Source organism: Treponema parvum (assembly GCF_017893965.1).
Classification (GTDB): domain Bacteria; phylum Spirochaetota; class Spirochaetia; order Treponematales; family Treponemataceae; genus Treponema_D; species Treponema_D parvum.
The window spans coordinates 1,985,205-2,009,906 of sequence record NZ_CP054142.1 but is presented as its reverse complement, the minus strand read 5'-3'; the positions used below and the strand labels follow the sequence as shown (position 1 = coordinate 2,009,906).

The 24,702-nt window shown below is 45.1% G+C and carries 22 protein-coding genes and 1 tRNA gene; 13 read left to right on the top strand and 10 right to left on the bottom strand.

Annotation, left to right across the window (positions count from 1 at the left end):
• The first annotated feature begins 16 nt into the window (after nt 1-16).
• The 4 genes from murB to HRQ91_RS08875 all read left to right on the top strand — a co-directional run bounded on the left by murB (nt 17) and on the right by HRQ91_RS08875 (nt 3,313).
• Nucleotides 17-1,024 carry a UDP-N-acetylmuramate dehydrogenase gene (murB, locus tag HRQ91_RS08890; RefSeq protein ID WP_210119216.1) on the top strand — a complete coding sequence of 336 codons (1,008 nt, stop codon included), beginning with the start codon at nt 17-19 and terminating at the stop codon, nt 1,022-1,024.
• Nucleotides 1,025-1,115: 91 nt separating this feature from the next.
• On the top strand, nt 1,116-2,297 hold the full coding sequence (locus HRQ91_RS08885; RefSeq protein WP_210119215.1) for a Crp/Fnr family transcriptional regulator: 1,182 nt from the start codon (nt 1,116-1,118) through the stop codon (nt 2,295-2,297).
• 7 nt (nt 2,298-2,304) lie between these two features.
• Entirely contained in the window at nt 2,305-2,850 is a 546-nt protein-coding gene (locus HRQ91_RS08880) for a hypothetical protein (RefSeq protein WP_210119214.1), read from the top strand.
• Between the two features lies 1 nt (nt 2,851).
• Nucleotides 2,852-3,313, top strand: coding sequence for a DUF192 domain-containing protein (locus HRQ91_RS08875; protein ID WP_210119213.1), 462 nt, complete (start codon nt 2,852-2,854; stop codon nt 3,311-3,313).
• Nucleotides 3,314-3,351: 38 nt separating this feature from the next.
• On the opposite strand, the gene HRQ91_RS08870 is transcribed toward HRQ91_RS08875, so the two are convergent.
• The 5 genes from HRQ91_RS08870 to creD all read right to left on the bottom strand — a co-directional run bounded on the left by HRQ91_RS08870 (nt 3,352) and on the right by creD (nt 9,886).
• Nucleotides 3,352-4,503: a tetratricopeptide repeat protein gene (locus HRQ91_RS08870; RefSeq protein ID WP_210119212.1), complete on the bottom strand. Its 1,152-nt coding sequence runs from the start codon at nt 4,501-4,503 to the stop codon at nt 3,352-3,354.
• Between the two features lie 86 nt (nt 4,504-4,589).
• Entirely contained in the window at nt 4,590-5,651 is a 1,062-nt protein-coding gene (locus HRQ91_RS08865; protein WP_210119211.1) for a PilZ domain-containing protein, read from the bottom strand.
• 155 nt (nt 5,652-5,806) lie between these two features.
• Complete coding sequence (gene rpsU, locus HRQ91_RS08860; protein WP_210118060.1) at nt 5,807-6,016, bottom strand: 30S ribosomal protein S21; 210 nt, start codon at nt 6,014-6,016, stop codon at nt 5,807-5,809.
• A 125-nt stretch (nt 6,017-6,141) separates the two neighbouring features.
• A complete protein-coding gene (locus HRQ91_RS08855) occupies nt 6,142-8,238 on the bottom strand; it encodes a methyl-accepting chemotaxis protein (RefSeq protein WP_210119210.1) in 2,097 nt (698 codons plus the stop codon).
• Nucleotides 8,239-8,560: 322 nt separating this feature from the next.
• A complete protein-coding gene (gene creD / locus HRQ91_RS08850; RefSeq protein ID WP_210119209.1) occupies nt 8,561-9,886 on the bottom strand; it encodes a cell envelope integrity protein CreD in 1,326 nt (441 codons plus the stop codon).
• Nucleotides 9,887-10,077: 191 nt separating this feature from the next.
• Here creD and HRQ91_RS08845 point away from each other — a divergent pair.
• The 6 genes from HRQ91_RS08845 to HRQ91_RS08820 all read left to right on the top strand — a co-directional run bounded on the left by HRQ91_RS08845 (nt 10,078) and on the right by HRQ91_RS08820 (nt 14,910).
• Nucleotides 10,078-10,151: transfer RNA gene (locus tag HRQ91_RS08845), tRNA-Arg, on the top strand.
• 80 nt (nt 10,152-10,231) lie between these two features.
• A complete protein-coding gene (gene purE, locus HRQ91_RS08840; RefSeq protein WP_210119208.1) occupies nt 10,232-10,729 on the top strand; it encodes a 5-(carboxyamino)imidazole ribonucleotide mutase in 498 nt (165 codons plus the stop codon).
• Entirely contained in the window at nt 10,726-12,180 is a 1,455-nt protein-coding gene (gene purF / locus HRQ91_RS08835) for an amidophosphoribosyltransferase (protein WP_210119207.1), read from the top strand. The genes purE and purF overlap by 4 nt, the downstream gene beginning before the upstream one ends.
• Nucleotides 12,181-12,195: 15 nt before the next feature.
• Nucleotides 12,196-13,296 carry a phosphoribosylformylglycinamidine cyclo-ligase gene (gene purM / locus HRQ91_RS08830; protein WP_210119206.1) on the top strand — a complete coding sequence of 367 codons (1,101 nt, stop codon included), beginning with the start codon at nt 12,196-12,198 and terminating at the stop codon, nt 13,294-13,296.
• A 17-nt stretch (nt 13,297-13,313) separates the two neighbouring features.
• The gene (gene purN, locus HRQ91_RS08825; RefSeq protein ID WP_210119205.1) at nt 13,314-13,946 is read left to right on the top strand and encodes a phosphoribosylglycinamide formyltransferase; all 633 of its coding nucleotides are present in this window, start codon (nt 13,314-13,316) and stop codon (nt 13,944-13,946) included.
• Between the two features lie 112 nt (nt 13,947-14,058).
• A complete protein-coding gene (locus tag HRQ91_RS08820; RefSeq protein WP_210119204.1) occupies nt 14,059-14,910 on the top strand; it encodes a DNA/RNA non-specific endonuclease in 852 nt (283 codons plus the stop codon).
• A gap of 157 nt (nt 14,911-15,067) precedes the next feature.
• Here HRQ91_RS08820 and eno read toward each other — a convergent pair whose 3' ends face one another.
• The 5 genes from eno to HRQ91_RS08795 form a co-directional block, all read right to left on the bottom strand.
• Nucleotides 15,068-16,360, bottom strand: a complete 1,293-nt coding sequence (gene eno, locus HRQ91_RS08815; protein ID WP_210119203.1) for a phosphopyruvate hydratase — start codon at nt 16,358-16,360, stop codon at nt 15,068-15,070.
• A 414-nt stretch (nt 16,361-16,774) separates the two neighbouring features.
• The gene (locus tag HRQ91_RS08810; RefSeq protein WP_210119202.1) at nt 16,775-16,987 is read right to left on the bottom strand and encodes a DUF2281 domain-containing protein; all 213 of its coding nucleotides are present in this window, start codon (nt 16,985-16,987) and stop codon (nt 16,775-16,777) included.
• A gap of 408 nt (nt 16,988-17,395) precedes the next feature.
• Nucleotides 17,396-18,508, bottom strand: a complete 1,113-nt coding sequence (locus tag HRQ91_RS08805) for a formylglycine-generating enzyme family protein (RefSeq protein WP_210119201.1) — start codon at nt 18,506-18,508, stop codon at nt 17,396-17,398.
• Between the two features lie 220 nt (nt 18,509-18,728).
• Nucleotides 18,729-19,439, bottom strand: coding sequence for a DNA-binding domain-containing protein (locus HRQ91_RS08800; RefSeq protein WP_210119200.1), 711 nt, complete (start codon nt 19,437-19,439; stop codon nt 18,729-18,731).
• A 659-nt stretch (nt 19,440-20,098) separates the two neighbouring features.
• Nucleotides 20,099-20,965, bottom strand: coding sequence for an Rpn family recombination-promoting nuclease/putative transposase (locus HRQ91_RS08795; RefSeq protein ID WP_210119199.1), 867 nt, complete (start codon nt 20,963-20,965; stop codon nt 20,099-20,101).
• A 333-nt stretch (nt 20,966-21,298) separates the two neighbouring features.
• Here HRQ91_RS08795 and HRQ91_RS08790 point away from each other — a divergent pair, with 333 nt between their 5' ends.
• The 3 genes from HRQ91_RS08790 to HRQ91_RS08780 all read left to right on the top strand — a co-directional run bounded on the left by HRQ91_RS08790 (nt 21,299) and on the right by HRQ91_RS08780 (nt 24,638).
• Nucleotides 21,299-21,937 (top strand): helix-turn-helix transcriptional regulator, encoded by a 639-nt coding sequence (locus HRQ91_RS08790; RefSeq protein WP_210119198.1) that lies wholly within the window; start codon nt 21,299-21,301, stop codon nt 21,935-21,937.
• A 189-nt stretch (nt 21,938-22,126) separates the two neighbouring features.
• Nucleotides 22,127-23,266, top strand: coding sequence for a M20 family metallopeptidase (locus tag HRQ91_RS08785; RefSeq protein WP_210119197.1), 1,140 nt, complete (start codon nt 22,127-22,129; stop codon nt 23,264-23,266).
• Between the two features lie 55 nt (nt 23,267-23,321).
• Entirely contained in the window at nt 23,322-24,638 is a 1,317-nt protein-coding gene (locus HRQ91_RS08780) for an ABC transporter substrate-binding protein (protein WP_210119196.1), read from the top strand.
• Nucleotides 24,639-24,702: the final 64 nt, after the last annotated feature.

The window sequence follows — 24,702 nt, the reverse complement described above, 5'->3', positions numbered from 1 at the left end:
TTATAGTATAAGAATTATGTATAATCTACGGGAAATAGCCGAAAAATGCAATACGGATAAAATTTTTAAAGGCCGCATCCTTTTTGATGAAAAGATCGCTCCTCGCACTTCTTTTAAAATAGGAGGAGCGGCTCCCGTTCTCTTTGAGCCGGCGGATACGGCTTCCCTTCTTTATATACTTTCCCTATTGAAAAAAAACTCTGCACCGTATTTTGTTTTGGGCGGCGGAACAAATCTTGTGGTTTCGGATAATGGATTCGATACGGCGGTTATCGCAACTTGCGCTCTTAACGGCGTTAAAATGGAAGAATCTTGTTTTCAAAATTCCAGCAGTACGCAAAATTTGCAGGATGCGCAAAGATCGAAAGATGATTTTGTTTCGGTAACGGCTTTTGCAGGAACGAGCGTAAACCGTATAGTAGATTTTTGTACAGAGAACACGCTTTCGGGAATGGAGCCTTTTGCGGGGCTTCCGGGATCCATAGGCGGCGCCGTTTATATGAATGCCGCGTGTTTCGGCCTTTCAATAAGCGACGTTTTTCTTTCTGCGGAATATATTGAAGACTGCTCCGTCGCTGATCCCGCCGCCGGGGAATATGGATTTGACAAATCGGACTGGGGGTATAAAAGATCTCCTTTTACCGATGTTCCTCGTATAATTACCTCTGTAAGTTTGCGTTTAACAAAAAAAGCGCAGGATGAAGGTAAAGACATAAAAGAAAGATGCGCCGCCTTTGTGCGGGAACGCGTGCAAAAGGGGCATTTCAAATATCCCTGTGCCGGAAGCATTTTTAAAAACGACCGCGCCGTCGGAATCCCTTCCGGAAAAATCATCGAAGAAGCCGGGCTTAAGGGGTTTTCAATAGGCGGCGCGCAGATCGCTCCGTGGCACGGCAATATAATAATAAATAAAAATAAGGCGACTCAGGCGGACGTAAAAGCGCTTGTAGACTATATAAAAGCTAAAATTTTCGAGGAAAAGGGTATAAAACTTGAGACGGAAGTCATATTTTGCGGAAAATAGAAAAAACTTATACATCCGGCGCCTTAATACGCCGATAATAAAATTGACAAGTTTAAAACATCTTTTTATACTTAAAACTGAGTGGTAAAAATTGTTGCAATTAGCGTTTGTTAATTTCAGAAAAGGTTCGTATCTCGTTGTTGAAGGCAAAGCCGAAAGCGACCGCTTTTATATTATTCAGAGCGGTCACGTAAAGTGCTGGTCTTCGAATATGACCGCAAGCGCCTCAAATCAACTCTTGGGTCCCGGAGATTTCGTCGGAGTTATTCCTTGCATGTCAGGGCATTCCCAGATCGAAAATGTCATTGCCCTCACCGACGTAGTGGCCATTTCCGTACGGCGCGATCAATACCCCGAACTTATTGCGCGCAACACGCCCGTCGCCATGAAAATCATAAGAACGTTCGCCAACAACATGCGTGAGATGAACGAGCGGCTTACCCAGCTCACTTTAAAAAACACTGTCATAGGCAGTCCGGAACAGATATTCGATGTTGCGTCTTATTATGAAAAAATGAATAAGCCCAGCATCGCCATATACGCTTATTATCAGTATTTAAAAGCCTGTCCCGACGGAATTAATTCAGCAAAGGCAAAAGAGCGCTTTATAGTGCTTAAGCCCAAATCGCGGGCGGTCTATTTTGAATCCACTCCCGATCTTATGCGCCTTTATCCCAAAGATACGATGATCTTTTCAGAGTGTCAGCGCGGAGCTGAAATGTTTATAATTCAGGACGGCAAGGTAAAAATAACTAAGGTAGTAAAAGGCGAAGAAGTTACGCTTGCGGTTTTAAAAAAAGGCGACATGTTCGGCGAAATGGCCATGCTTGAAAACAAACCGCGCTCGGCAAGCGCCGTTGCGGATGAAGAATGCCGCCTGATGACGGTAAACCGGCACAACTTTGACCAAATGGTTGCTACGCAGGCACAGCTCATCGCACGCTTGACGACCATGCTGGCGGAACGCCTTTGGTCTATGTGCCGTCAGCTTGCAAACGCTCAAATTTCCGATCCATTGTATAAACTTCTCGACATGCTTGCTTTGCAGGTGGAAAAGGCGAAGATCAATTTAAAAGCCAATACCTCCTACGTTACCGATTTGACCTTACACGACTTGGCCAATATGTGCGGCATACCGCAGGAAGAGCAGGCCTCTTGCCTGTACAAACTGCAGATAGATCCTCACATAAAGATGCGGGGAACAAAGATCACCATTCCCGATTGTGTTGAGCTTATCAAAAATGTTTCGTTCTATCGCCGCCAAAAACGCTGAGTTTACGATGTTAAAGCGACGGCTCTGTCTTGTTTTATTTTTTTTTACATTGTGCAGCGTTCTTTTAGCTCACGAAAATCTTCCTTCTGGTTATGCAAAGATTCGCTTGGGAATGTCTGTGGAAGAAGTAAAAAAGCTTTTAAGGGAAAATCCCGCATTCGGTTATCACGGGGACCGCGACGTATCGCTTTTGCCCGGAGAAAACCGCGTGCTCATAGAAACCGACGCGTTTGCAGGCCATGTGGATTCTTTTCTTGACAGATGCTGGTTCCAGTTTTACGAAGACAAACTATATATCATAATCATAAATTTAAATCGCGCCAAAATCGATCACTACAGTGTTTTTACCGCGCTTTGTAAAAAATACGGGGATCCTTCAACTCTCAATCCCGAGAGATCCTTGTGGGAAAATGATAAAATTTCAATGTCGCTTGAAAGGCCTCTTTCGCTGAAATATGTGGATAAAGCCGTGTTTGAAAAATTAAGCGGCAAATCCAGAGTAGAACAGACCGTTCCCGAATTGACCCAGGAATGGTTCCTTGACAGTTTGTGATATGAAAGACCTTTTTAAAGCCGCATTTTCGGTTTTTGTCTGCCTGATTTTTCTTTCCTGCTCCCGCACAAAACTCGAAGTAAAGACTTTTACGCTTACGGCTTTAGGCGTAGAGGAAGGCAAGAAGGTATCGATTAAGGCGGAAATCGCCGACACTTCTTTTGCCCGTAATTACGGTTTTATGAACCGCAAGAACATTCCTGACGGCACGGGAATGCTGTTTGTTTTTGAAAACGATCAGATCTTAAGATTTTGGATGAAAGATACGCCTTCGGCGCTTTCAATTGCATATATTGATTCAGCCGGCCGCATAAGAAATATTTTTGATATGGAACCGTTCAGCCTTGACGGAATTTCAAGCACGGTTTCCGTGAGATATGCTTTAGAAGTTCCCCGCGGCTGGTTTACAAAAACGGGAATAAGCGTCGGAAGCGCTATAGACCTGTCGCCCCTGTACGATTGATAAAAACGCATGTCGCCGGAAGCGCTGCGGCTTGTTTTTTAGAGATTTTCCAGTTTGGCCAATTCGGCAAGGGCTATCTTATCGCCCGGAGAGAATTCAAGCACTGCGGAAAAATATTTTTGTGCTACGCCGGGTTTTCCCGTTTTTAAAGCTAAAAAGCCTAGATTCGACATGACCTTTATGTTTTCAGGATCGAGCGTGAGCGCGTTTTCAAGACATTTTTGCGCTTCCGCGTAGTTTTTTTGTTCGATATAACAGACGGCCAATTCATTGTATGTGTCGGCATTTGAGTCTCCGCCGTCGCATTCCATGGATTTTAAAAAGGCTTGCTTTGCGTCTTCGTAGCGCTCAAGACGGCGCAGCGCCCATCCCAGCATAAACCATGCGTTCCATGTGTGAGGATTTCTTTGCAAAAATTCGCGAATTTTGTCGAGAGCTTTTTCCTCTTCGCCGTTTTTTATAAATTCGTATGCGGCTGTAAATTTTTCATCGTCCGTATTGCGGTTTTTAATATCGTCGAGAATTTCCTGAGAACGCTTCTTTTTATAAATGCCGTTTTCGCCCAAATCGTTGTCGGGAATGTCGCAGGTAAGGGCAAGGTAGGTTTCAAAGCAGCCTTTTGCATCGCGGAACGCTTGTTTTTTCATATAAAAAAAACCGGCGTTAAAAAATCCGTCCGGCACAGGCGGTTCGGCTTCCATTACGGCCTTATAAAAGGCTTCGGCTTCGCAATCGCAGGCGTCGGCGTCTTCATTTAATCCCAAACGCCTGTATGCGTCGGCTCTTTGATCAAGAAACAGTGCGTAATTCAATTTTATGCTTATATCTTCGGGATCAAGCCCGCGCAGCGCGCAAAAAATTTCATCCGCCAAATCGAAGTCTTCGTTTTTAGTTTTTATTATCGCCGCTTCGGATAACTGCGTTTTAATTTCGGGCCTTATACGCATGATAAGCGAGCGGTAATAGTCGGAGTGTTTGTTTTGTCTGTCATAGGCCAGTACCGTTAAAATCCCCGAAAGGATCTGCTCTTCGGACAGTTCTTTTATATTAAAATCCGAGGAAAAATCGGAATCTTTTTTTTGTACCGGAAGAGGAATGTTCTTATCGATTTTAAGAGAATCGTCGGAAAATTCGAAATTTCCCGGTAATTCAATATAATATATAGTGTTAAGCCGGTCGCTAAAGTTCATGATTTTTCCTTAAAGTCAAAATTCCACATCAAAACCGGTCGTTTGGAAACCGCGCGGTAAAACAGGCGGCGTTGCGCAAGACGGCACTATGCTTGAGGCGCGGACGGCTCTTGCTGTTCTCGCATAGGATCCGGCGCGGATGTAAAATCGGTTTCCGAAGACGACGTTGCATTTTCCGATTGTTCGGATTGTCCGGGCACTGAAGTTTGCCCGTCAGTTTGAGCCGCTTCAGGCGCTGTGGGATTTGCCGCTTGAGCTGCCGCCGCTGCCTGTGCTTCTTTTTGTACCTGTTCCGCTATCTGTTTTTGCTGCATGGCAAGCTGTTCCGCTGCGGAAAGGTGCTTTTTGTGAATCGATGAAAGATACGTATTTATGTGGATCTTGTATGACGAGGGTATTTGCTTTTCGTCAAAGCTGATGTTTGCAAATACTATGTCTTTTCTTCCTTCAATTCTTGTGGAATGAACTATGTGTCCCTTTATGATTACAGGCTTTGGCAGATCGTCGAACTGCAAACACAGAACCGTTTCCTTTTTTTCCAAAAACTGAGGAATCCCTACAAGAATTATCTTCGCTCCTGAAAACGACAAGTCTCTTATGATGCAGTGCCGCGGCACGGATTGAATGTATATTATGGATTCCACCTTTGAAAGGCCGAGCTTTCTTTTGCTGTCGTCGTTTATTACGATACGGTCTTCACGCCGGCGAACGGCATTGGTGTTCGCTTCGAGCAACTCTCCGATCTTTCCTATGAGATCATCAGGCGGCCTTTGGGTATATGTGAGCGTCACGATCGCAAGTTCTTGGGAACCCATATATGCAGTTACGTTTGTTACGTGTGCGGTGACAAAAAAGCTCAGAGACTGGTTTCCTTGTTCAAGAAAATAGAACCTAAGACTTGTAGGCGGAGAATCCGGCTTTGTTATCTGTGCGTAGGCGCCGCCTTTTGTACCCAGTATTATTCGCGCCATCATTAGAGAAGCGGAATTTATTATGCAAGGCCATTGAACTCCGTTGCATTTGACGTAGATTTGCCGCGGATCAATTCCTAAAGTGCGAAGAATATCTTTTGTGAATGTTACTTCTTTGTCCCTGTACTGATCGTAATATAAAGAAATTTTTTGACTAGTGACCACGCCCATATCCATAATAATAGTTTATTATAACTGCTTCGTCAATGTAACTTTATATATAAAAAACGCACCGCAAGATCGGAATTCTATTCCGTCGCTGCGATGCGCTTTAAATTCAGTCGGTTTTGTGTCTAGGGTTACAGGAAAATATTTTCCGCGAACCGATAGAATCAATATGAAACTTTTTCGTGTGTTTTACGAGTTTTTTTCATCATCTTGCGCTGTAAAGCCTTGTTTTTTCTGTTCAGGATGGTGGACGGTTTTTCGTAATACTCACGTTTTTTGTATTCGCGAATGATACCTTCTTTTTCTACCATGCGTTTAAAACGTTTAATGGCTTTTTCAAGGTTTTCGCTGTCGTCAACGTAAATACTCGGCATTCTTTATTCACCTCCTGTCTCCGGAAAAGCGCCGTGAGATTTTTTAATTATCGCACAAAACGGTTTTCGATGTCAATAAAGCGCGATTTTGTGATTTTTGTGCGATTTTGCACTTCGGCGGATGTCTACACTTTAAATTTCTTCACTTCTTCCGCTAGGTTTTGAATGCTCGCCTTGTTCTTTTGAGTGATCTCGTTTACTTCCTGTACAGCGTTGTTTATCTGAATGGCTCCAGCGGCCATCTCGTTCATGCTATCGGTAATAACTCTTGTAAGGCCGTCAAGTTTTTCCATTTCTCTTGCGACGCCTTCGCCCCCCTTAAGCATCTCTTCGGATCCGTCTTTTACTTCTACCGTTACGGTATTTATGTCTTTGATCGCGGCGAGCATTTCCTTGCTGCCTTTTTCCTGTTCCTGCATGGCTTCCGTCAAGCGGTCGCTCATTGTTTTTACCTGTTCGGTTAAGCTGAAAATGACGTTGAACTTTTCTTCTGCAGTTTTGGAAGAGGCCGAAAGATCTTCGATTTCACCTGAGAGCGTTTTAAGAGTGTTGGTTATCGTTTTACCCTGTTCGGCGGAATCTTCGGCAAGCTTTCGTATTTCGTCCGCGACGACGGCAAAACCCTTACCCGCTTCGCCTGCGTGAGCGGCTTCTATTGCAGCGTTCATTGCAAGCAAATTCGTCTGTGAAGCTATGTGTTGAATAACCGCGCTCGCTTCAATTAAACTGCCGGATTCTTCTGCGATCTTTTGAGTTACACTGTTCGAGTTAACGATTGTGGTTTTGCCGTCGACCGTTGCGTCGGCGAGGGTTTTAATCACGCCGTCGGTTTTTTCAAGCGTCTGTCCTATGGACGCTATGTTGCCGACCATCTGTTCGATCGCAGAAGAAGACTCTGCGACGCTCGCCGACTGGTTTTCGATGCTTGCGTTCAATTTATTTATCGTGTTAACGATTTCTTCGATCGTAGCGGCGGTTTCGGTGACGCTCGCCGCCTGTGTCAGAGCCTGCTGCTTAATGCTGTCTATGTTTGCGCTGATTTCATGTACCGCGCTTGCAGTTTGGGTCATATTGCTTGCAAGTTCGCTTCCGATTTCTTCCATGACGCTGCTGTTTTCGCCTACCGCTTTAATTGACGAGCCGATTTTAGCTATAGTCTGATTAAAGTATTCGGACAAGTCGGTTACTTCGTCGTTACCCGTTATGGGAAGACGTACCGTAAGGTCGCCTTCGCCCTGTGCAATGTCTTTTAAAGCTTTGACGACGATTCTTACTGGCCTTACCATTTCGCGGGCAAGGAAGTAAACAATAATAAGGACGACGATCAATATGATCAGTCCCGTAACGTTCATCGATATGCTCAGCTTATTTACCGTTCCCATAAATTCGTCGTAAGGAGCTTCAATTATTACGGTCCATCCGGCAGTTTTCATTTTTGCGTAGGAGGCTATGTTTTTTATACCATTGTATTTAAAATATCCGACAGACGACTTTTCCGCTTCAACCGCCATTTTTTCAAACGCTCCGCAGGATTCAAGTGTCGGATCGGTTTTGGATTCTTCATAGGTATTCGCACGTGTTTCAACCAAATTGAAATCTTTGTCGGCGACCGTGCTTCCGGATTTATCCAAGATATAACATTCGCCCGTCTTACCGACAACAATGTCGGAAATAATATTTGAAAGACGCTTCGCATCGATAACGCAGTTTAATATACCGAGCATGTTGTTGTTATTATCATATAGAGGGAGCGCAAGTATAAGGACAAACTTATTCAGCGACCTTGAAAGAAGCGGTTCCGAAATAAATCTATTACCGGAAGAAGCGGCTTTAAACCAGTCTCGGTCGTGCACATCTACTATCTTACCGTCGCTGGTTGTACGTACGCCTGAAAGTCCGTATAGGTTAAGCTGTTCGATTTTTTCATTGGTAGAAACCGCTTTTTGTAAATAATTTGCCTTTTCCCGATACGACACGTCAGGATCCTTTAAAACAGGTTCCCGCGCTATGTCTTCAAGAAGTTGAATAAAAATTGAAATACGCCCGTCGACAATTTCGGCCGTGTCGGATGCTTTGTCGATCAGGTGTTCCTCAATCTTTTCGGTAACGGCTTTTCGCGCCGAACGGACTGCGATCACGATTTCAACCGCTGAAGTTATAGCGATCAAAAGTCCAAAGATAACGATAAGTTTATAACGTATAGAAAATCGCTTTTTCGTCATTCTTCCTTCCTTAAATGCAGTATTTTTTTACGGTTGAAATAATAACCGTGTTTTGGCGGCGCCGTTCTAAACTTAACCGCTCATTGAAATACGGCATATTTTCAGCCTGCCCTGTGTAAAAGTCTCATACCGCTATGGGCGGCCTAAAACATAACGCAAGGTATCCGTATGATATATCCGAAGTTATTCCGTTGTCAATGAAGCGCATTGCATCACCTTAAATCTAACCGAAAAGAGCTGAATGGTGCGTTTCGAAAACGAGATGTTCAAGGCGAGGTTCCTGTTGCAAGCCGCTTCGAGCGTTATGCTTACGGAATTCTCCTTAAAGAGGCTCGCCGTTTTTTTGATTTATTTCATACCAATCGATTTTTCTTGTTATGAACATCAAAAGAATAACGACGATGAATAAGCCTACGCTTCCTATTAGCAGCGCGTAATCTTCCGCCTGCAAGGTTCCGTATAAAAAAATATAAGAAATCATTTGTACGGCGCTTAGCAACGCTCCCCATTTTATTTTTTTCAATATGGCGGAAGCGTACAGCAGCGTCGCCGCGCAAACGCAAATTGAACAGATCGCATAAGTCAAATCGAAAGAAATGTGTTCGGATATCGAAAGCAGCAGCAAATAAAAAATAACGTCGGCAAAACCTATCAAACAATACTGAATCGGGTGCACTCTGATTTTTGAAAAAACTTCACATATAAGCAATGCGATAAACGGAATGGCTAAAAACAGCAATGCGTATTTAACGCTCCTGTTTGTTTTTTTATAAGAATCGACCGGAACGATAAAAGAAACGTCGACGGTTTCTCCGTTAAAATCGTCTTCCGATTGCCAGCTCTTCGGGTAAACCGTGCTTAACCCTGCGATATTCCACGAAGCCGAAAAACCGTCTTTGCTCAATACCCGCTCTTTGGGAAGCCACCCGCCGGAAAAGCTGGGCGACGGCCAAGAAGAAACCATGTTTATGTGATTGTCCGACGCTATAGGCTGAATTTTGATATTTTCTCCGCCTTGAAAATCTATTGCTCCGTATAAATTGATTTTTCCGGAAAAATCAACTCCGGAAAGGTTATAATAAACGGAAGTTTCAAACGGAGAGACGGAATCATATTTTATCGGAGATATGAATAAATCCTTTCCGTCCATGTTCAGTTTAGGCTGAGTCATCAGATTTTTGGAATTCGATAAGCCCAGTATTAAAAAGCAATCGTTTTGCATTATATCTTTTGGGGAAATATTAAAATATGAAAAATCAAATTTGCTGAAATCGGCTTTTAGCTTTATCTGTCCGTTAAACACGGGAACTTTAAAAATTCCTCTGGTTAAATAATACGGATTTACGGAAATATCAAGATCGTATGAATCGGGTGCAAAGATGATGTATCTTATTTCAGTTTCAACGTGTTTGTTTCCATTGGAATCGAAATTTTCGATATACGACTTATACGGAACGGCAATGACGATTCCTTGAATTTCGGCGTCGCCGCCTAGCGGTCTTGTTATGGATGAAATGGCTTCTCTTTGATAATCCTGTCTGTCATAGATTAAATTTCTTATTAAATTCAGAGGAATTAAAAACAATAAAACCAAAACAAAAATTAAAACGATTTTTATACTTGAATTTGAGAATTCTATTTTTTTCATTTCGTCTCCGGATTTTAGCGACGGCCGTTCAGACGTCGCTTTTTATAGGGGCTTCTTTTTGACACAAGTCCGCCGTTTATGCAGCTTAAACCGCATTGTCATCTTGTGTCAACGCAGCGGAAAACGGTGCACAAAGACGCAGCGATCTACAGCTTGAAAAAGTAAGCGGATTGCTGTATATTTTTTATCACGGCCCTTTAGCTCAGCTGGATAGAGCACTTGCCTTCTAAGCAAGTTGTCGGCAGTTCGACTCTGCCATGGGTCAAAATCCCTCGATTTCGTTGATCCCGTTGTCCTTTAATCGATTGACAAATCCGGGGACTTTTTACGGAAGAGGAGGACGCCTTGAAAGTTGCTGTTTTTTTCGGATCGAAGTCCGATACGGATACTATGAAAAAAGTCGCTCCCGTATTGCAGCAGTTCGGGGTGGATTATGAAGCGTATATTTTATCCGCGCACAGGTCGGGCGAGCTTTTAAAACAAACCGTTCAAAAAGCCGAAGATAACGGATGTGAGGTTTTTATTGCCGGGGCGGGACTTTCGGCGGCTCTTCCCGGGGTGATAGCTTCTCTTACCGTTTTTCCCGTAATAGGCGTTCCTCTTGAATGTGTTTCTTCTTCTTCCAACGGACTTGCAGGCATGGACGCGCTTTTGTCCGTAGTTCAAATGCCGCCTAAAATTCCCGTAGCTTGTGTGGGAATAGGCAATGCGGCAAATGCGGCTTATCTTGCCGTTGAAATTCTTTCGATAAAATATCCCGAACTCCGCGAAGCGCTTTTGAATTTCAGAAAAAAAATGATTCAGGACGCCCAAAAAGAGGGAGCCGCCGGAGTCGTTTTATGAATTTTGAAGACGACAAGCTGCATGACGAATGCGGCGTCGCCGGTATATTTTTAAAAACTTCGGATACAAAGGCCGGCAATTCGGAAAAAAAAACATATTCCGGAATGAACGCCGCCACCATGGTCTATTACGCTCTTTATTCGCTTCAGCACCGCGGGCAGGAAAGCGCCGGAATCGCCGTTTCAAACGGCGATGAGATAAAGCTTCACAAGGGAATGGGGCTTGCCGCCGAAGTTTTTAAACCCGAAGATCTTTCGGAGCTAAAAGGCAGCATTGCGATCGGGCATGTTCGTTACGCAACTTCGGGGAGCAAGGGGCCTGAAAACGCTCAGCCCATGCTTGTGGGATCGAAATTAGGTTCGGTTGCGCTCGCTCATAACGGACAGCTTATAAACTACGAGCAGTTGCGCGAAATGCTTGAGGAGACGGGGTCTACTTTTAATTCCACGAGCGATACCGAAGTTATTGTAAAACTTATCGCAAAATCATACAAAAAAGGACTTGAGAAAGCGCTTACCGATACTATTCAGATGATAAAGGGTTCTTTTTCGCTTTGCGTCATGACCGAAAACTGCCTTATAGGCGCGCGGGATCCTAACGGAATACGTCCGCTTTGTCTGGGGAAGCTTGAAAACGGCTGGATGCTTGCGAGCGAAAGTTGCGCCATCGATGCGGTAAACGGGACTTTTATGCGCGACATAAATCCCGGAGAGATCGTAATAATCAACAACGACGGAGTTCTTTCGTTCGAATTCGGAGAAAGAACTTCAAAGCGTTCCTGTATTTTTGAATATATATATTTTGCGCGCCCGGATTCCGTCATAGATCAGATAGGCGTTCAGGAAGCGAGGATCCGCATGGGCGCGGTTTTGGCGGCGGAGAGCGGAGTTCCGGCGGACGTTGTCATAGGAGTTCCCGACAGCGGGATAGGTGCCGCCATGGGTTACTCGAGGGCTACGGGAATTCCTTTCGCTATGGGGATAGTAAAGAATAAGTATATAGGGCGCTCGTTTATCGCTCCTTCTCAAAAAGAACGCGAAAACATGGTATTTGTAAAATTGAACGCCATGAAGAGCGACGTAAACGGCAAGCGCGTCGTTGTCATCGACGATTCCATTGTCCGCGGAACTACAAGCCGCAGACTCGTTCAAATTTTGCGCCGCGCCGGAGCCAGAGAAGTTCACTTTAGAATTTCAAGTCCGCCCGTAAAATTTCCGTGTTATTTTGGAATAGATACGCCGAGTCGTGCGGAACTTATTTCCAGCACTCATGACGTTGAGGCCATTTGCAAAGAAATCGGGGCGGATTCTTTGGCGTTTATTTCCACCGACGGAATGCTTGAGGCTTTGAAAAGCTGTAACCCCCAACAATACGGATACTGCAAGGGCTGTTTTACAGGCGAATATCCGATACCGGTGCCCGGAGAATTAAACGGAAAAAGTTTTCGATAAAAATCGAGGTTTATTATGGCGACTATTGACTATAAAGAAGCGGGCGTCGATGTGGAAGAAGGCTATCGCGCCGTAAACAAATACAAAGAGCACGCAAAACGAACCGCCATTCCCGGATTGCTTACGGGATTGGGCAGCTTTAACGGAATGTTTCAAGTGCCGAAGGGTTTAAAAGATCCTGTAATGGTCAGCGGAACCGACGGCGTAGGCACAAAACTCGACATTGCGTTTAAGATGAAAAAATACGACACGGTCGGCATAGATTGCGTCGCCATGAGCGTAAATGATATTTTGTGCGCAGGAGTTCAACCGCTGTTTTTTCTCGACTACCTTGCCTGCGGAAATCTTGACGCCGATATTGCTTCCGAACTTGTAAAAGGCGTTGCCGACGGCTGTGTGGACGCCGCTTGCGCCCTGCTCGGAGGCGAGACGGCTGAAATGCCCGGATTTTACGACAAAGGCAAATACGATTTGGCGGGATTTGCCGTGGGAGTGGGCGAAAGGGATGAAATGATCACCGGCCGGGCGATCAAGGAAGGCGACGTTCTGATCGGCCTTTCTTCGACAGGGGTTCATTCAAACGGATTTTCTTTAGTGCGAAAACTTGTGACCGACCTTGATTCAAAATTCACCGTCGGCGGAAAAGACAGCGGAAAGACAATAGGAGAAGTTCTTTTGACGCCGACGCGCATTTATGTCCGTCCCGTAATGGAAGTTCTTAAAAAATTCCGTAAAAGCGTTCACGGTATGGTTCATATTACGGGCGGAGGATTTTACGAAAACATTCCGCGCATGTTTTTCAACGAGAAAGACGAAAAAAAGAAACTCGTTTCGGTTATCAAAAAAAACAGCTGGGAAATTCTTCCCGTGTTTAGAGAGCTTATCGCTCGCGGAGCCGACGAAAGCAAGGTTTTTAACACCTTCAACATGGGAATAGGCTTTATTCTGGCCGTAGAGTCAAAGGACGCTTCGGATATATTAAAGATGTTCAACGAAAACGCTTTTAAGTACCGGCAGCCGGGAATTCCCGATATGAAAGCTTACGATATCGGCCGCACCGTTTATGCCGCAGACCTGGTCAAACGCTCTGAAGACAGCGTCATCTTTGAAGACTGATTTTATTGAGACTAACTATGGTGAATGTTGCGGTTCTTGTTTCAGGCGGAGGTACGAATTTACAGGCGCTCATAGATTATAAAAAAAACGCCGAAAACTGTCCGTATGATATAAGCGTTGTTATGAGCGATAAAAAAGACGCGTTTGCGCTTGAACGCGCAAAAAACGCCGCCATTCCCACCGAAATTGTAAGTCCGTATTTTGTACTTGGCGACTCAAAGGCCAAACTTGCGTCGCGGGAAGAAAAACGGCTCGCCGTTTCCGACAGAGCGCTTGAAAATTGTAAAAAATATAAGATCGATCTGATAGTTCTTGCAGGCTGGCTGACTGTTCTTTGCGGCGGCATAATCGACCGATATTCACAGCGCATTATTAACCTTCATCCGGCTCTTTTGCCTAAATTCGGCGGAGTAGGGATGTGGGGACGTCATGTGCACGAGGCTGTCCTTGCCGCCGGTGAAAAAGAAAGCGGATGTACGGTTCATCTTGTAGATTCAGGCTGCGACACGGGACGTATTCTTATTCAAAAAAAAGTTCCGGTATTGCCCGGCGACACTCCCGAAACTCTTTATTCGCGCATAGCTTTGCAGGAACATAAGGCGCTTGTTGAAGGCGTTTGCCTTTTGGCAAACAGTTTGGGCAAAAGTTGAAGTTCTTTCAGCTCCGGTTCTGCATGCCCTGATTTTATCAGCGCTGGGGGAGGGGAGGCGGCTTGCTGCGGTGCTCTTGGCCGAATCTGTTGATCGCCGCGGAAATTAAAATATGAAACGTTCAAAATATAATGCGCTTTTGTTTTTTATACTTTGCTTTTTTATCGTATGGTCGGCCTTAAAATATAAAAAGTCGAATTCCGATACGTTAATTTCGAAAAATACGGCCGGAGTCGAAGAATCTCCGAATGCGGTTTTAAAATTTTCGGATCAAGATCCTCTCGTTACTTGCTGCGCTCCGTGTCCCGGCCATGAAATCCACACCTACAGCGGATTTACGCTTTGCTACCGCGAAGAATACGAACAAGCCGAATGGGTTGCTTACGAACTTACGGAAAGCGAACTTGTAAAGACTGTAGAGCGGTCGAATTATTTTAGAGCAGATCCTTCAATTTCGACGAATTCCGCAAGCCCTGAAGACTATGTCGGAAGCGGCTACGATAAGGGGCATTTGGCTCCTGCAGGCGACATGGCTTGGAGCGAACAATCTATGCGGGATTCATTTTTTATGAGCAATATGAGCCCGCAGCTTCCGTCTTTTAACCGCGGAATATGGAAATATCTTGAAGATCAGGTTCGCCTCTGGGCCAGAAAATTCGGCTGGGTGTATGTTATTTCGGGGCCCGTGCTCGAAAAGCCCTCAGGCGAATATGAGTCCATAGGCAAAAACAGGGTGAGCGTCCCCGAGTATTATTATAAAGCGCTTCTTACAAAAACAGCCGATGGAAAAATTTACGTGCTGGCGTTTATTCTGCCCAATCAAAAATATACCGGCAGTTTTTACGACTTTGCGGTAACCGTAGACGAAGTTGAAAGGCGCACGTCTCTCGATTTTTTTGCGGCGCTGGAAGACGACGTTGAAAACGCGCTCGAATCTGCAGTAGATATTTCCGTCTGGAAATAAAAAGCCCCTTCGCAAGATTTTAGCCTTACGAAAGGGCTCCGATTAAACGGCTTTTGAAGTCGGCGTTTCGGCAGGCCGTCGTACGCGGTAGCGGTATGCAGTCGCCGCCATAGCCGTCTGCAGGCCGCCGTGTGCCGCCATACGTCGTATTTGAAAACTACAGATTAAACGCTTTCATTCCGGGATATACCGCGCTGTCGCCCAAGGTTTCTTCAATCCTTAACAGCTGGTTATACTTTGCAACGCGTTCGGAGCGGCTTGGGGCTCCCGTTTTAATCTGGCAGGTATTTAAAGCCACCGCCAAATCCGCGATCGTCGTATCTTCGGTTTCGCCTGAACGGTGCGAAGAAATCGCCGTGTAGCCCGCCTTGTGAGCCATCTTTATTGCATCCAAGGTTTCCGAAACGGAGCCGATCTGATTGAGCTTAATGAGAATGGAGTTGCCGCAGCCTGAAGAAATTCCCTTTGCCAAGCGTTCGGTATTCGTTACAAAAAGATCGTCGCCTACGAGCTGAACTTTTTTGCCGAGCCTTTCGGTCATGAGCTTCCATCCTTCCCAGTCTTCTTCGTCAAGTCCGTCTTCAATGGAAACGATCGGATATTTTTTGATCAGGGATTCCCAGTGATCGATGAGCTGTTCGGACGTGTATTCCTTTTTGCATTTGGGCAAAAGGTAGTGGCCTTTGCCTTTCGGGCTCTTCCATTCGCTTGAAGCTGCGTCCATAGCTATCATAAAGTCTTTTTTAGGCTCGTAGCCTGCGTCTTTTACCGCTGCAAGAATAGTTTCGATCGTTTCTTCATCGCTGCTTAGATCAGGAGCAAAACCGCCTTCGTCTCCTACGGAAGTTGCAAGTCCCTTGTTTTTAAGGATTTTTTGCAGGCTGTGGAATACTTCCGTACACCAGCGAAGAGCGTCTTTAAATGATTTTGCGCCTACCGGCATGATCATAAACTCTTGCGTGTCTACAGTGTTCGTCGCGTGCGCGCCGCCGTTTAATATGTTCATCATCGGAACGGGCAGATAATTTGCGTTTACGCCGCCCAAAAAGCGATAAAGAGGAATGTCTAAAGATTTTGCCGCCGCACGCGCACATGCTATGGAAACCGCAAGGATCGCGTTGGCGCCGAGCTTTGACTTGTCCTTTGTTCCGTCCGCCTTTATCATGATGGAATCAACCTTATAAGTGTCCGAAGCGTCCACGCCGAGGAGTGCTTCGTTTATAACGGTGTTTATGTTGTGTACAGCCTTTTGAACACCCTTGCCCCCGAATTTCGATTTATCGCCGTCACGGAGTTCCAAAGCTTCAAATTCGCCGGTAGACGCTCCGCTAGGAGCCGCTCCCAGCGCGATAGTTCCGTCGGCAAGGTGAACTTCCGCTTCTACGGTGGGGTTTCCTCGTGAATCTATGATTTCGCGTCCCACAACCTTAATGATTTCCAAATAATCCATATAAACCTCCAAACCTGCTTAAATAAATTTAAACCAAGAATATCATTTTTTATGAATTATGACCACACCTGTTCTTTTGAACGTATGCACAAAAAAAACGCCCCCGTTTCAAGTTTTGCTTGGTGCGAGCCTTGAGCTATACCTGCTTGCATACCTTCTTGTATTCCTGCCCGTCGGGCATCCATTTCGAATGATTGTATTAACATATATTCACTAGCTATGAGTTTGCGATAAGCGCAAATTCGCTATTTTCATACAATTACCAAACAGTGCGAACTTTGATTGCAATTTTCCAAAAGGATACTATGCTTACATACATGATTTCTTCGGTACTGATTATATTGACTGTCTTTTCGGGAATGTTTGGCGAGTTATGCAAAAACCACAGAAGCGTATGGGTATCCAATAGATACATCAAAGATAATCCTTAAAGCATTCAGGCGTTTCATCGAAATCGTCTGCCATGTAGAATGCACCTGCTGCAAGACCACCGGGAACCCTGCGGATTATGCTTTGTTCCTTTTTGGCAGTGTTTTGCTCCACCAGCAAATTAACATAATCGAAAACGGCTTGCTGTTGTTCTACGTTTAAGCTGTTTATTTGTTTCTCTAAAACGGAAAAAGGCATAGAAAACCTCCTTTCTGTTATGCTGTCATATATTCCGTCACGGATGGCGGTAACAGCCGACCGTCCGCGGTGTTTTGGCAGGCATCAGCCTGACAAAACTCGAGTTGGAAATCGGTCACGGATGTCCGATTTCCATACATTATACCACACTCCCCGCTGTTTTGTAAGGAACCGGAATCCTTTCGGTTAGATTTTTACTTGAGGAAATACGGGGACGCACGCACAAAAAAACCGCTCTCAAAGCCGGAGGTTCCTCCTGCCTGAGAGCGGTCAGATTGGTTTAATTACCGCCATGGACGGCGGGGGGGGGGCCAAGCTCCTTAGAGTTTGCGCTTGCCGCAAACTCTAAGATGAAGGGGTTGTCTCAAAAGTTGGTTATTTTTTCGGACAGCCCCGTTAATTACCGAATTACGGGCGCCAAGCCAGGCGGAAGCAAAGATTGCTGTTCCTGATGTCAGGACTGTAGTTGTTCCGTTTGCCTACAAGGCAGCCGCTCGCGTTGCTGTCCCAACTGCCGCCACGTCTGACGCGGTTAGGACCCGACGCGGCACCTTGCGGATCGGTAACTTCTTCCGGTTTTATTTCGGCATCATAATCAAAACACCATTCCCAGACATTCCCGCTCATGTCATGTAAGCCAAGAGCATTCTTCCGTTTTTCTCCTACAGGATGGGTTTTGATATCTGAATTACCATTATACCATGCAACTGCTTTTGTTTCTTCAGCATCGTTCCAATCTTTGTAGGCTCCGCTTGCACTGTTTAATTTGGTCAGCCATACATCGCCGTATTGTACCGCATTTGTTTTATCGCGTCCCTGCCAGCGGGCTGCGTATTCCCACTCAGCTTCAGTAGGAAGTCTAAAGCCTTTTTTACTCATATCGGCATAAGCGGCATCGCAAGCAGCTGTATCAGTCGCATTTTTTAATACAACCATATGATCGTCCTTTTTGCGGTATACACATTCGGTATCGGCATTGTTCATTTTATGAGTATACGCATTACACCACACAATGCAGTCCCTCCAGCTTATCATTGTTACAGGATGATTTTTGTTTGCTGTAGGAGACTTACCGATATTCGCAAAATTAGGATAAGTACCTCCGCCGCCTGTGCCGTCCCAACCTTCAAGCCCTTTGTTTGCAAAGGTGTAGCCATTACCTTCTGCCCATGTCAGTACCTCGTGCCATAACTCGTATGTTACCTCTGTTTTGCCGAGCTTGTATGGGCTTAATTTTACCTTACGGTCTTTAATAAATACGCCTTTCCAAGAAGCTTCAGTTCCGGGTAAGGTGCATCCGGGATCAACGCCTACAATGCCTTTTACAGGAGGCGTTATTTTTACAAAGTCGCCCGCGTCTTCAAAAGAACCTTCAGCGGGAGTTCCGCCTCCGCCGGAACTGCCTGAGCCCGAACCGCTTCCTCCCGCGTTGTTCGGGCAGGCGGTAAACATAATTGCGATGAACAGCACAAAAGCTGCTCCCAAAAAGGCAAGTGCCTTGTGTTTTGAACTTGTTTTCATCTTGAAAACCTCCTTGTTTTAATTTGTAATTGGTAATTGGTAATGTGTTTACCAATTATCCATATTGTCTATCATTACACCGGTAGATTGGCTACCATTACTGTGGTAGACTGGCTACCATTACTGTGGTAGACTGGCTACCATTATGCCGGTAGAGTGCCTACCATTATGCCGGTAGGGTGCCTACTATTACGTTTGTAGACAGTCTACCGGCTCCGTTTTATGCGGCGCACGTGAGCGGTTTGTTGAACCGGCCGGTTTTGTGCGTTTTCAGTTTTTTACCACCCATATCGATTTTTGTCCGCACTTCGATGTAGTAGGTACCGGCCGCCAAATCGGCAGGGATTATTGCCATAAGACGCGCGGGTTTGTTTTCGGCGATGACGGCGGCACGCACGGCCTCTCCGGTTTCGGGCACAAAGAAGATGCCTTGAGCTTCGTCTTTGGCGTCGAACTTGAGGCGGCTTCCGACCAGTTGAACCACCCCGCCTTTGGTCAATGTTGTGTTTACCGCTCCCGTTACGATGTCGGTTACTTCGGTTATGTACGGATCGGTGCTTGCTCCTTCGGTTTTTTCGCACTTAACCTTGGTAACCGCATCACGAAGGAGCGTGCCGGCGGTTATGTTCAAGTTGACCGTGTGCCGTTTTTTGTCGAAGCTGTCATTTGCTCCGCCGAATACGCCCGATATGCTCATCGAGGTGTTCATAAGCGGTGTGTTAACTGCCGAGCCGTCTTTGATGATGGCACTTACTACCTCTCCGTAGACTTGCAAGGTTGCCGCCACATCCGCACGCGTGAGCGTGGTACCTTTTTCCATCATCAGGTTGATAATCTCGTCAAGAGTGTACGAGCGCACATCAGCTGCCTGTGCCATGTAGTCGTCCGGCGCAGCCGTCAGTAAGTTTTCACGAAGAGCGTACTTTAACATAAATACCTCCTAAAAATTGTTTCGCAGACTTTATCAAAAGCCGAGAAACAATTTTTACGTACTTTCGCAAACGTTAGTTGAGAAAGTGCAGTCCGATAAAAAAAACGCACAAGGGCGCAATACTGCCTTTGTGCGTTCTATTACGTGAGAAAAGTTGTGTGCGTTTGAGTGAAAATTTATGCGGGCATGAGTTAGGCGACCGACTGACCGACTGACCGACTGACCGACTGACCGACTGACCGACTGACCGACTGACCGACTGACCGACTGACCGACTGACCGACATTATTAGGCGCGTTTCATCTTTGTCAAGTGCTTGAGCGTGATTTTTCGTGTTTTGCGCATTAAGCGCCGATGGCAGTGCCCGCGGTCGGTTTATAGCCGCTCGCGGCGCGCTGTGTCGCGCGTTTTGTGTGCTTTGCGTGTTTCGCGCCGGAGATAGATCTGTACCTACGGTATCGTGCATAAATCTCTCGTAACAATAAATTGCGAGACTGACTTAAGATGACTGATGTGTTTATCATACCGTTTTTCTCCGCAGATTTCAACTTTTAGGGGATTTTGTCATCAAGCCCTGTTTTTTCAAATTTTTGCGGGAACCGTACCGATGTCCGGGCGCGGCGCTAAGGGGCTTTTGCCGGTGCGAGGGCTGTGAGAGGCTAGAGAGCTTTAATCTCTTCGACGGAAAGCCCCGATATTTTGCAAATATCACTAATCGGATAATTCATCCCTTTCATCATCTTTGCCGCTTCAAGGGCTTTTTGGCGCGCACCTCTCTCTTCCCCTTCGGCAAAAGCTTTTTCGCCCGCTTCTTCACATCTGACTGCTATGTCCGTATCATAATCATATTCCGACAATAACATGTTCATTACCTCCCGTGATTTTCGTTGCAGGTATTCTCTTAAAATGTCATTTTGTATGCATTCTTTTATTGCGTTTTCAAAGCCGTACTCTTTGTCGAGCGCAGTGTTGCGGCGCACGGCTTCTACAAACATACTGTATTCTTCCAATGGTCTGCAAGTTGTCAAGACTTTATTTGTCTTATCCGTATTGATGTTGAGCACCTCTATCGCAAGTTCCAACGGTGAGAGTTCCGGTTTTACGATGTAGGCGTCTGAAAGCTTTAGCGTCTTGCGGACGGGGTAATTTTCCGTGCCGTTATAAAACACATAGAACTCCGGAGTGGGAATTTTTTGCAAGGTTCTGTGGTACTTTGCCTTAGGGTCTTGAATCTGCTCGTACAGGCGGGCTACATATTGCAAACAGCGTAAAGGCATGTTCTCGTTTATCGTCGATTGGTGCTCGGCTAATACGATAATTTTATTATCGATCAGGCACGACACGTCGTTCGACAATTTTGTATACATAGCCTGTTCGAGCTTGAGCGGTTTCAGTTCCGTCGAAATGTCGAGGTGTGTGCCGTGCAAGGCATTATACAGCGATAAAAAGTTTTCTTTCGCCTTTTCGTCCTCACTGAACAAGTCGACAAAAACGGAATCTTTGTACCGGCGGTTGTGCTTTGTCATATTCTCACCCCTCACCATTTTTCTTTCCGCACTGCAAGGACGCACAATTTTTTAACATTATACCACACTTGCGGCGGTTTGTAAGAAATATGCTTTTGGGGATTAGGCGCTGGCTGCGTGGTTTTACCGGCGCTGAGCATATGCCTGAGTGTTCTTAAAATGTGGGCGAGCATTGCGCTGAGAATGCGGTGAAGGCGACACGATGTGATTGAAGTACGGATACGGCGAAGGTCGTGCCGGGCAAGGCGTTTCACTTCTATTGATTTTTATTTTTTTTGGATATATTTTGATTCCGTTGCCGGTTCTTCGACCTAAGTTAAACTGGGGGTATGCATGAGCTATATTCAAAAAAATCAAAAAGTATTTGAAAAAATAATGAAAGCGATAGCGGCGGAATTCGGCAGTTATTGCGAAGTCGTATTGCACGACCTTACGCTCCCGTATGATCACACGATCGTTGCAATAGAAAACGGTCATGTTACAAATCGAAAAATCGGAGATTCCGGCACTAATATCGGTCTTGAAGTGCTGCGCGGTTCCATCGTTGAAAATGACAGATATAATTATGTGAATAAAACTCAGGACGGAAAACTTCTGCGATCCACCTCCGTATATTTTAAAGACAAAAAGAATAAAACCATAGGAAGTCTGTGCATAAATTTTGATATTACCGGTTTAATACAGGCGGAAAATACTATAAAGGAATACGCGAATTCTTCGTCTCCCGACGAGGTTGAAGAATTTTTTACCGGAAATATTGACGATCTGTTGGACAAAATGCTGCAGGAAACGATCAGACGTATCGGAAAGTCCGTTCATGACATGACAAAAGAAGATAAATTGCAGGCGATAAAATATTTGGATAACAAGGGTATATTTTTAGTAAAAAAATCGATGGATACCGTTTCCGATTTTTTTGGAATATCCAAATTTACTTTGTATAATTATCTTGACGAAGTAAGAAAGCAGTGACGGCTTTTGCGCCTGCCCGTTCTTAAAATTATTTTTTAAGTAGGACGGGTGTCGGAACGAATATAAATTTATTTTGTAAAACAAAACCGATTTTATACGAAATACATGAGTTTTTACAATATTTTTGTAATTTTCTTGACAATAGCCGGAAAGCTTTTTACAATTATTTTGTAAACGATCGGAGGCGCTGTGTCGGAAGAAGTTGTTTCGTTGCTTCAGAAGATGATCCGCATAAATACTGTATCTCCTCCCGGAAATGAAAAGGATCTGGCTGTTTTTTTAGAAGCATATCTGAAAGAAAAAGGTTTGAAACCCTGTGTTCAGAGCGTTGAAGACAATCGTGCCAATTTAATATGTGAAATCGGCTCCGGCGATGAAACGCTGCTTGTGCTTAACGGTCACCTTGACGTTGTTCCCGCACAGGGAGAATGGAAATTCGATCCTTTTGCCGGGAACAGTGACGGCACATATGTGTACGGTCGCGGGGCGGCCGACATGAAAGGCGGATTGGCGGCATTGACGTGCGCATTCCTTTCCGTGATCCCTTACGCAGATAAATTAAAAGGCAAACTGCGCCTTGTTTTCGTTGCGGATGAGGAGACAAGCAATCACGGATCTCTTTATTATCTTGCTCATGATAAAAAAAGATATTCAAAAAATTATGCGGTTATTGCAGAACCTACGGAATTGCGCGTCTGTAAGGGGCATCTGGGAGCCGAACGTTATTGGATATCTTTTAAAGGCTCCGGCGCGCATTCAAGCAAACCCGAAAACGGCTGTAACGCTATTTATCTCGCTTCCAAAATGATAAATGCCCTCGAACAATACCATATAGAATTGAGAAAACGTTCGTCTTCTTACGGAAGCCCTTCCTGCGCGGTTACAAGGATCGAAGGCGGCGAAAAAGACAATACCGTACCTTCGTCATGCAAGCTGTTCATTGACCGCCGTACCGTTCCGGGTGAGACAAAAAAAGATATTGACAATGAAATTGACATTATAATCAAGAATGTTTTCGGAAAAGAAAAAGACCGCGTTGAAGTATCTTCTTTTTTTGATTTTTCGGCCGGCCGTATCGGTGAAGACAATCCGTTAATAGTTACTGCGTGTGAAATTGCCAAGCGGCGCAGAGGAGAGGAGTTTGGGAAACCCATAATCTTCGGCGCCGGATGCGAACAAGCTATTTTTACCAACGGCGGATTTGACACTATTGTTTGGGGCCCGGGTTCTCTTTCTCAGGCACATGTGCCGAATGAAAGGATTCCCATAGAAGAAGTGACGGAAGCAAAAAAACTATACGAAGAACTGATTTTTAAAATGCTGCGCTAAGCGGTAAAAGGTCAAGCAAAAATATTACATAAAACAAATTATAGGAGGTTATGTAATGAAAAAGATCTTAGTATTGTTGCAAATTATAACGCTGTGTGCAGGCGCCGTTTTTGCAGGCGGGCAGGCGGATGCGTCGGTAAAGACACAGAAGAAAATTCGTGTTTTAAGCATGACCGCTCAAATTTCCGACGGTATCGAAAAATACATTGATCAGTTTGAAAAAGAGACTGGGATAAAAGTTGAGCTGGAATTGTACGGCGATCAGGAATTAAGACAAAAAGAAATGACGGAATTTATGACCGGAACTTCTACTGTCGACGCCTATATGTTTAGCCCATTACAGGACATGACTCCGTTCAGTAAGAACGGCTGGGTGGAACCCCTTGATGCCTATCTTAAAGACGCAGACTTTGATTGGGCTGATTTTAAAGCTCCTCAACAACAGATAACTATTAAGGGAACCGGCAAAGTTGGTTGTCTGCCTTTGTATTCGTCCGTGCAATTAATGTACTATCGCAAAGACATATTTGCAAAAAACGGTATCGTTCCTCCTAAGACATACGACGAACTGATCAATGTTTGTGAAAAAATTAACGACCCGTCGAATAATTTTTACGCTGTTGCGTGCAGGGGAGAAAAGATCGCGTTAACGTCCCAATTTTCGCCGTTCTTGTTCGGATTCGGCGCAAGTTTTTTTAAGAACGGCACAAGCGCATTCAGGTCTCCTGAAGCTCTTGAGGCTGTAAAATTTTACGGCCGCCTGCTCGGACAATATGCTCCCCCTGGAATAATGAATGCCGGCTATTCGCAGATGACACAGCTGTTTAATTCGGGGACGGTCGGTATCGTAATAGACGCTGCGGCATTGTATTCTTCTCTGATTGATAAAAACGAATCCAAATTTGCCGACCAAGTGGGCGTAGCTCCTATTCCCGCAGGTCCTGCCGGCGCTCATTCTTATAAACAAGTTGTTTGGGCTATTGCAATGTATTCCGGCTCAAAAAACAAAGACGCTGCTTGGAAATTTATGAAATTTGTCGCAGGTAAGGATGTTGCAACCTATATAACTCCGAGAGGAATGCCCAGTTTTAGAAATTCCGTATGGACGGATCCTCGCGTTACCGGCGCAATGGTCGCCGACATTACGGATGCGTATGCAAAAACCAATGCGATTACGACGAACAACGAATACGGTTTACCGAGGATGACTTCCGTAACCGAAGCCCGCGACGCCATGGGGCAGGCCGTAGTGTATTCGATTGAAACAAAAGGCAACGGAGGCGATCTAAATAAAAAAATGCAGGAAGCTGCTGATAAAGTCGACGCCTTGCTAAAAAAGGCCAACGAATACGGTTCGGCATATAATTGGTAGTTTTAATTTAGATCTTTGACAGAGAAACAAAAAATTTGTTTCTCTGTCGTTTGTATGAGGGTCT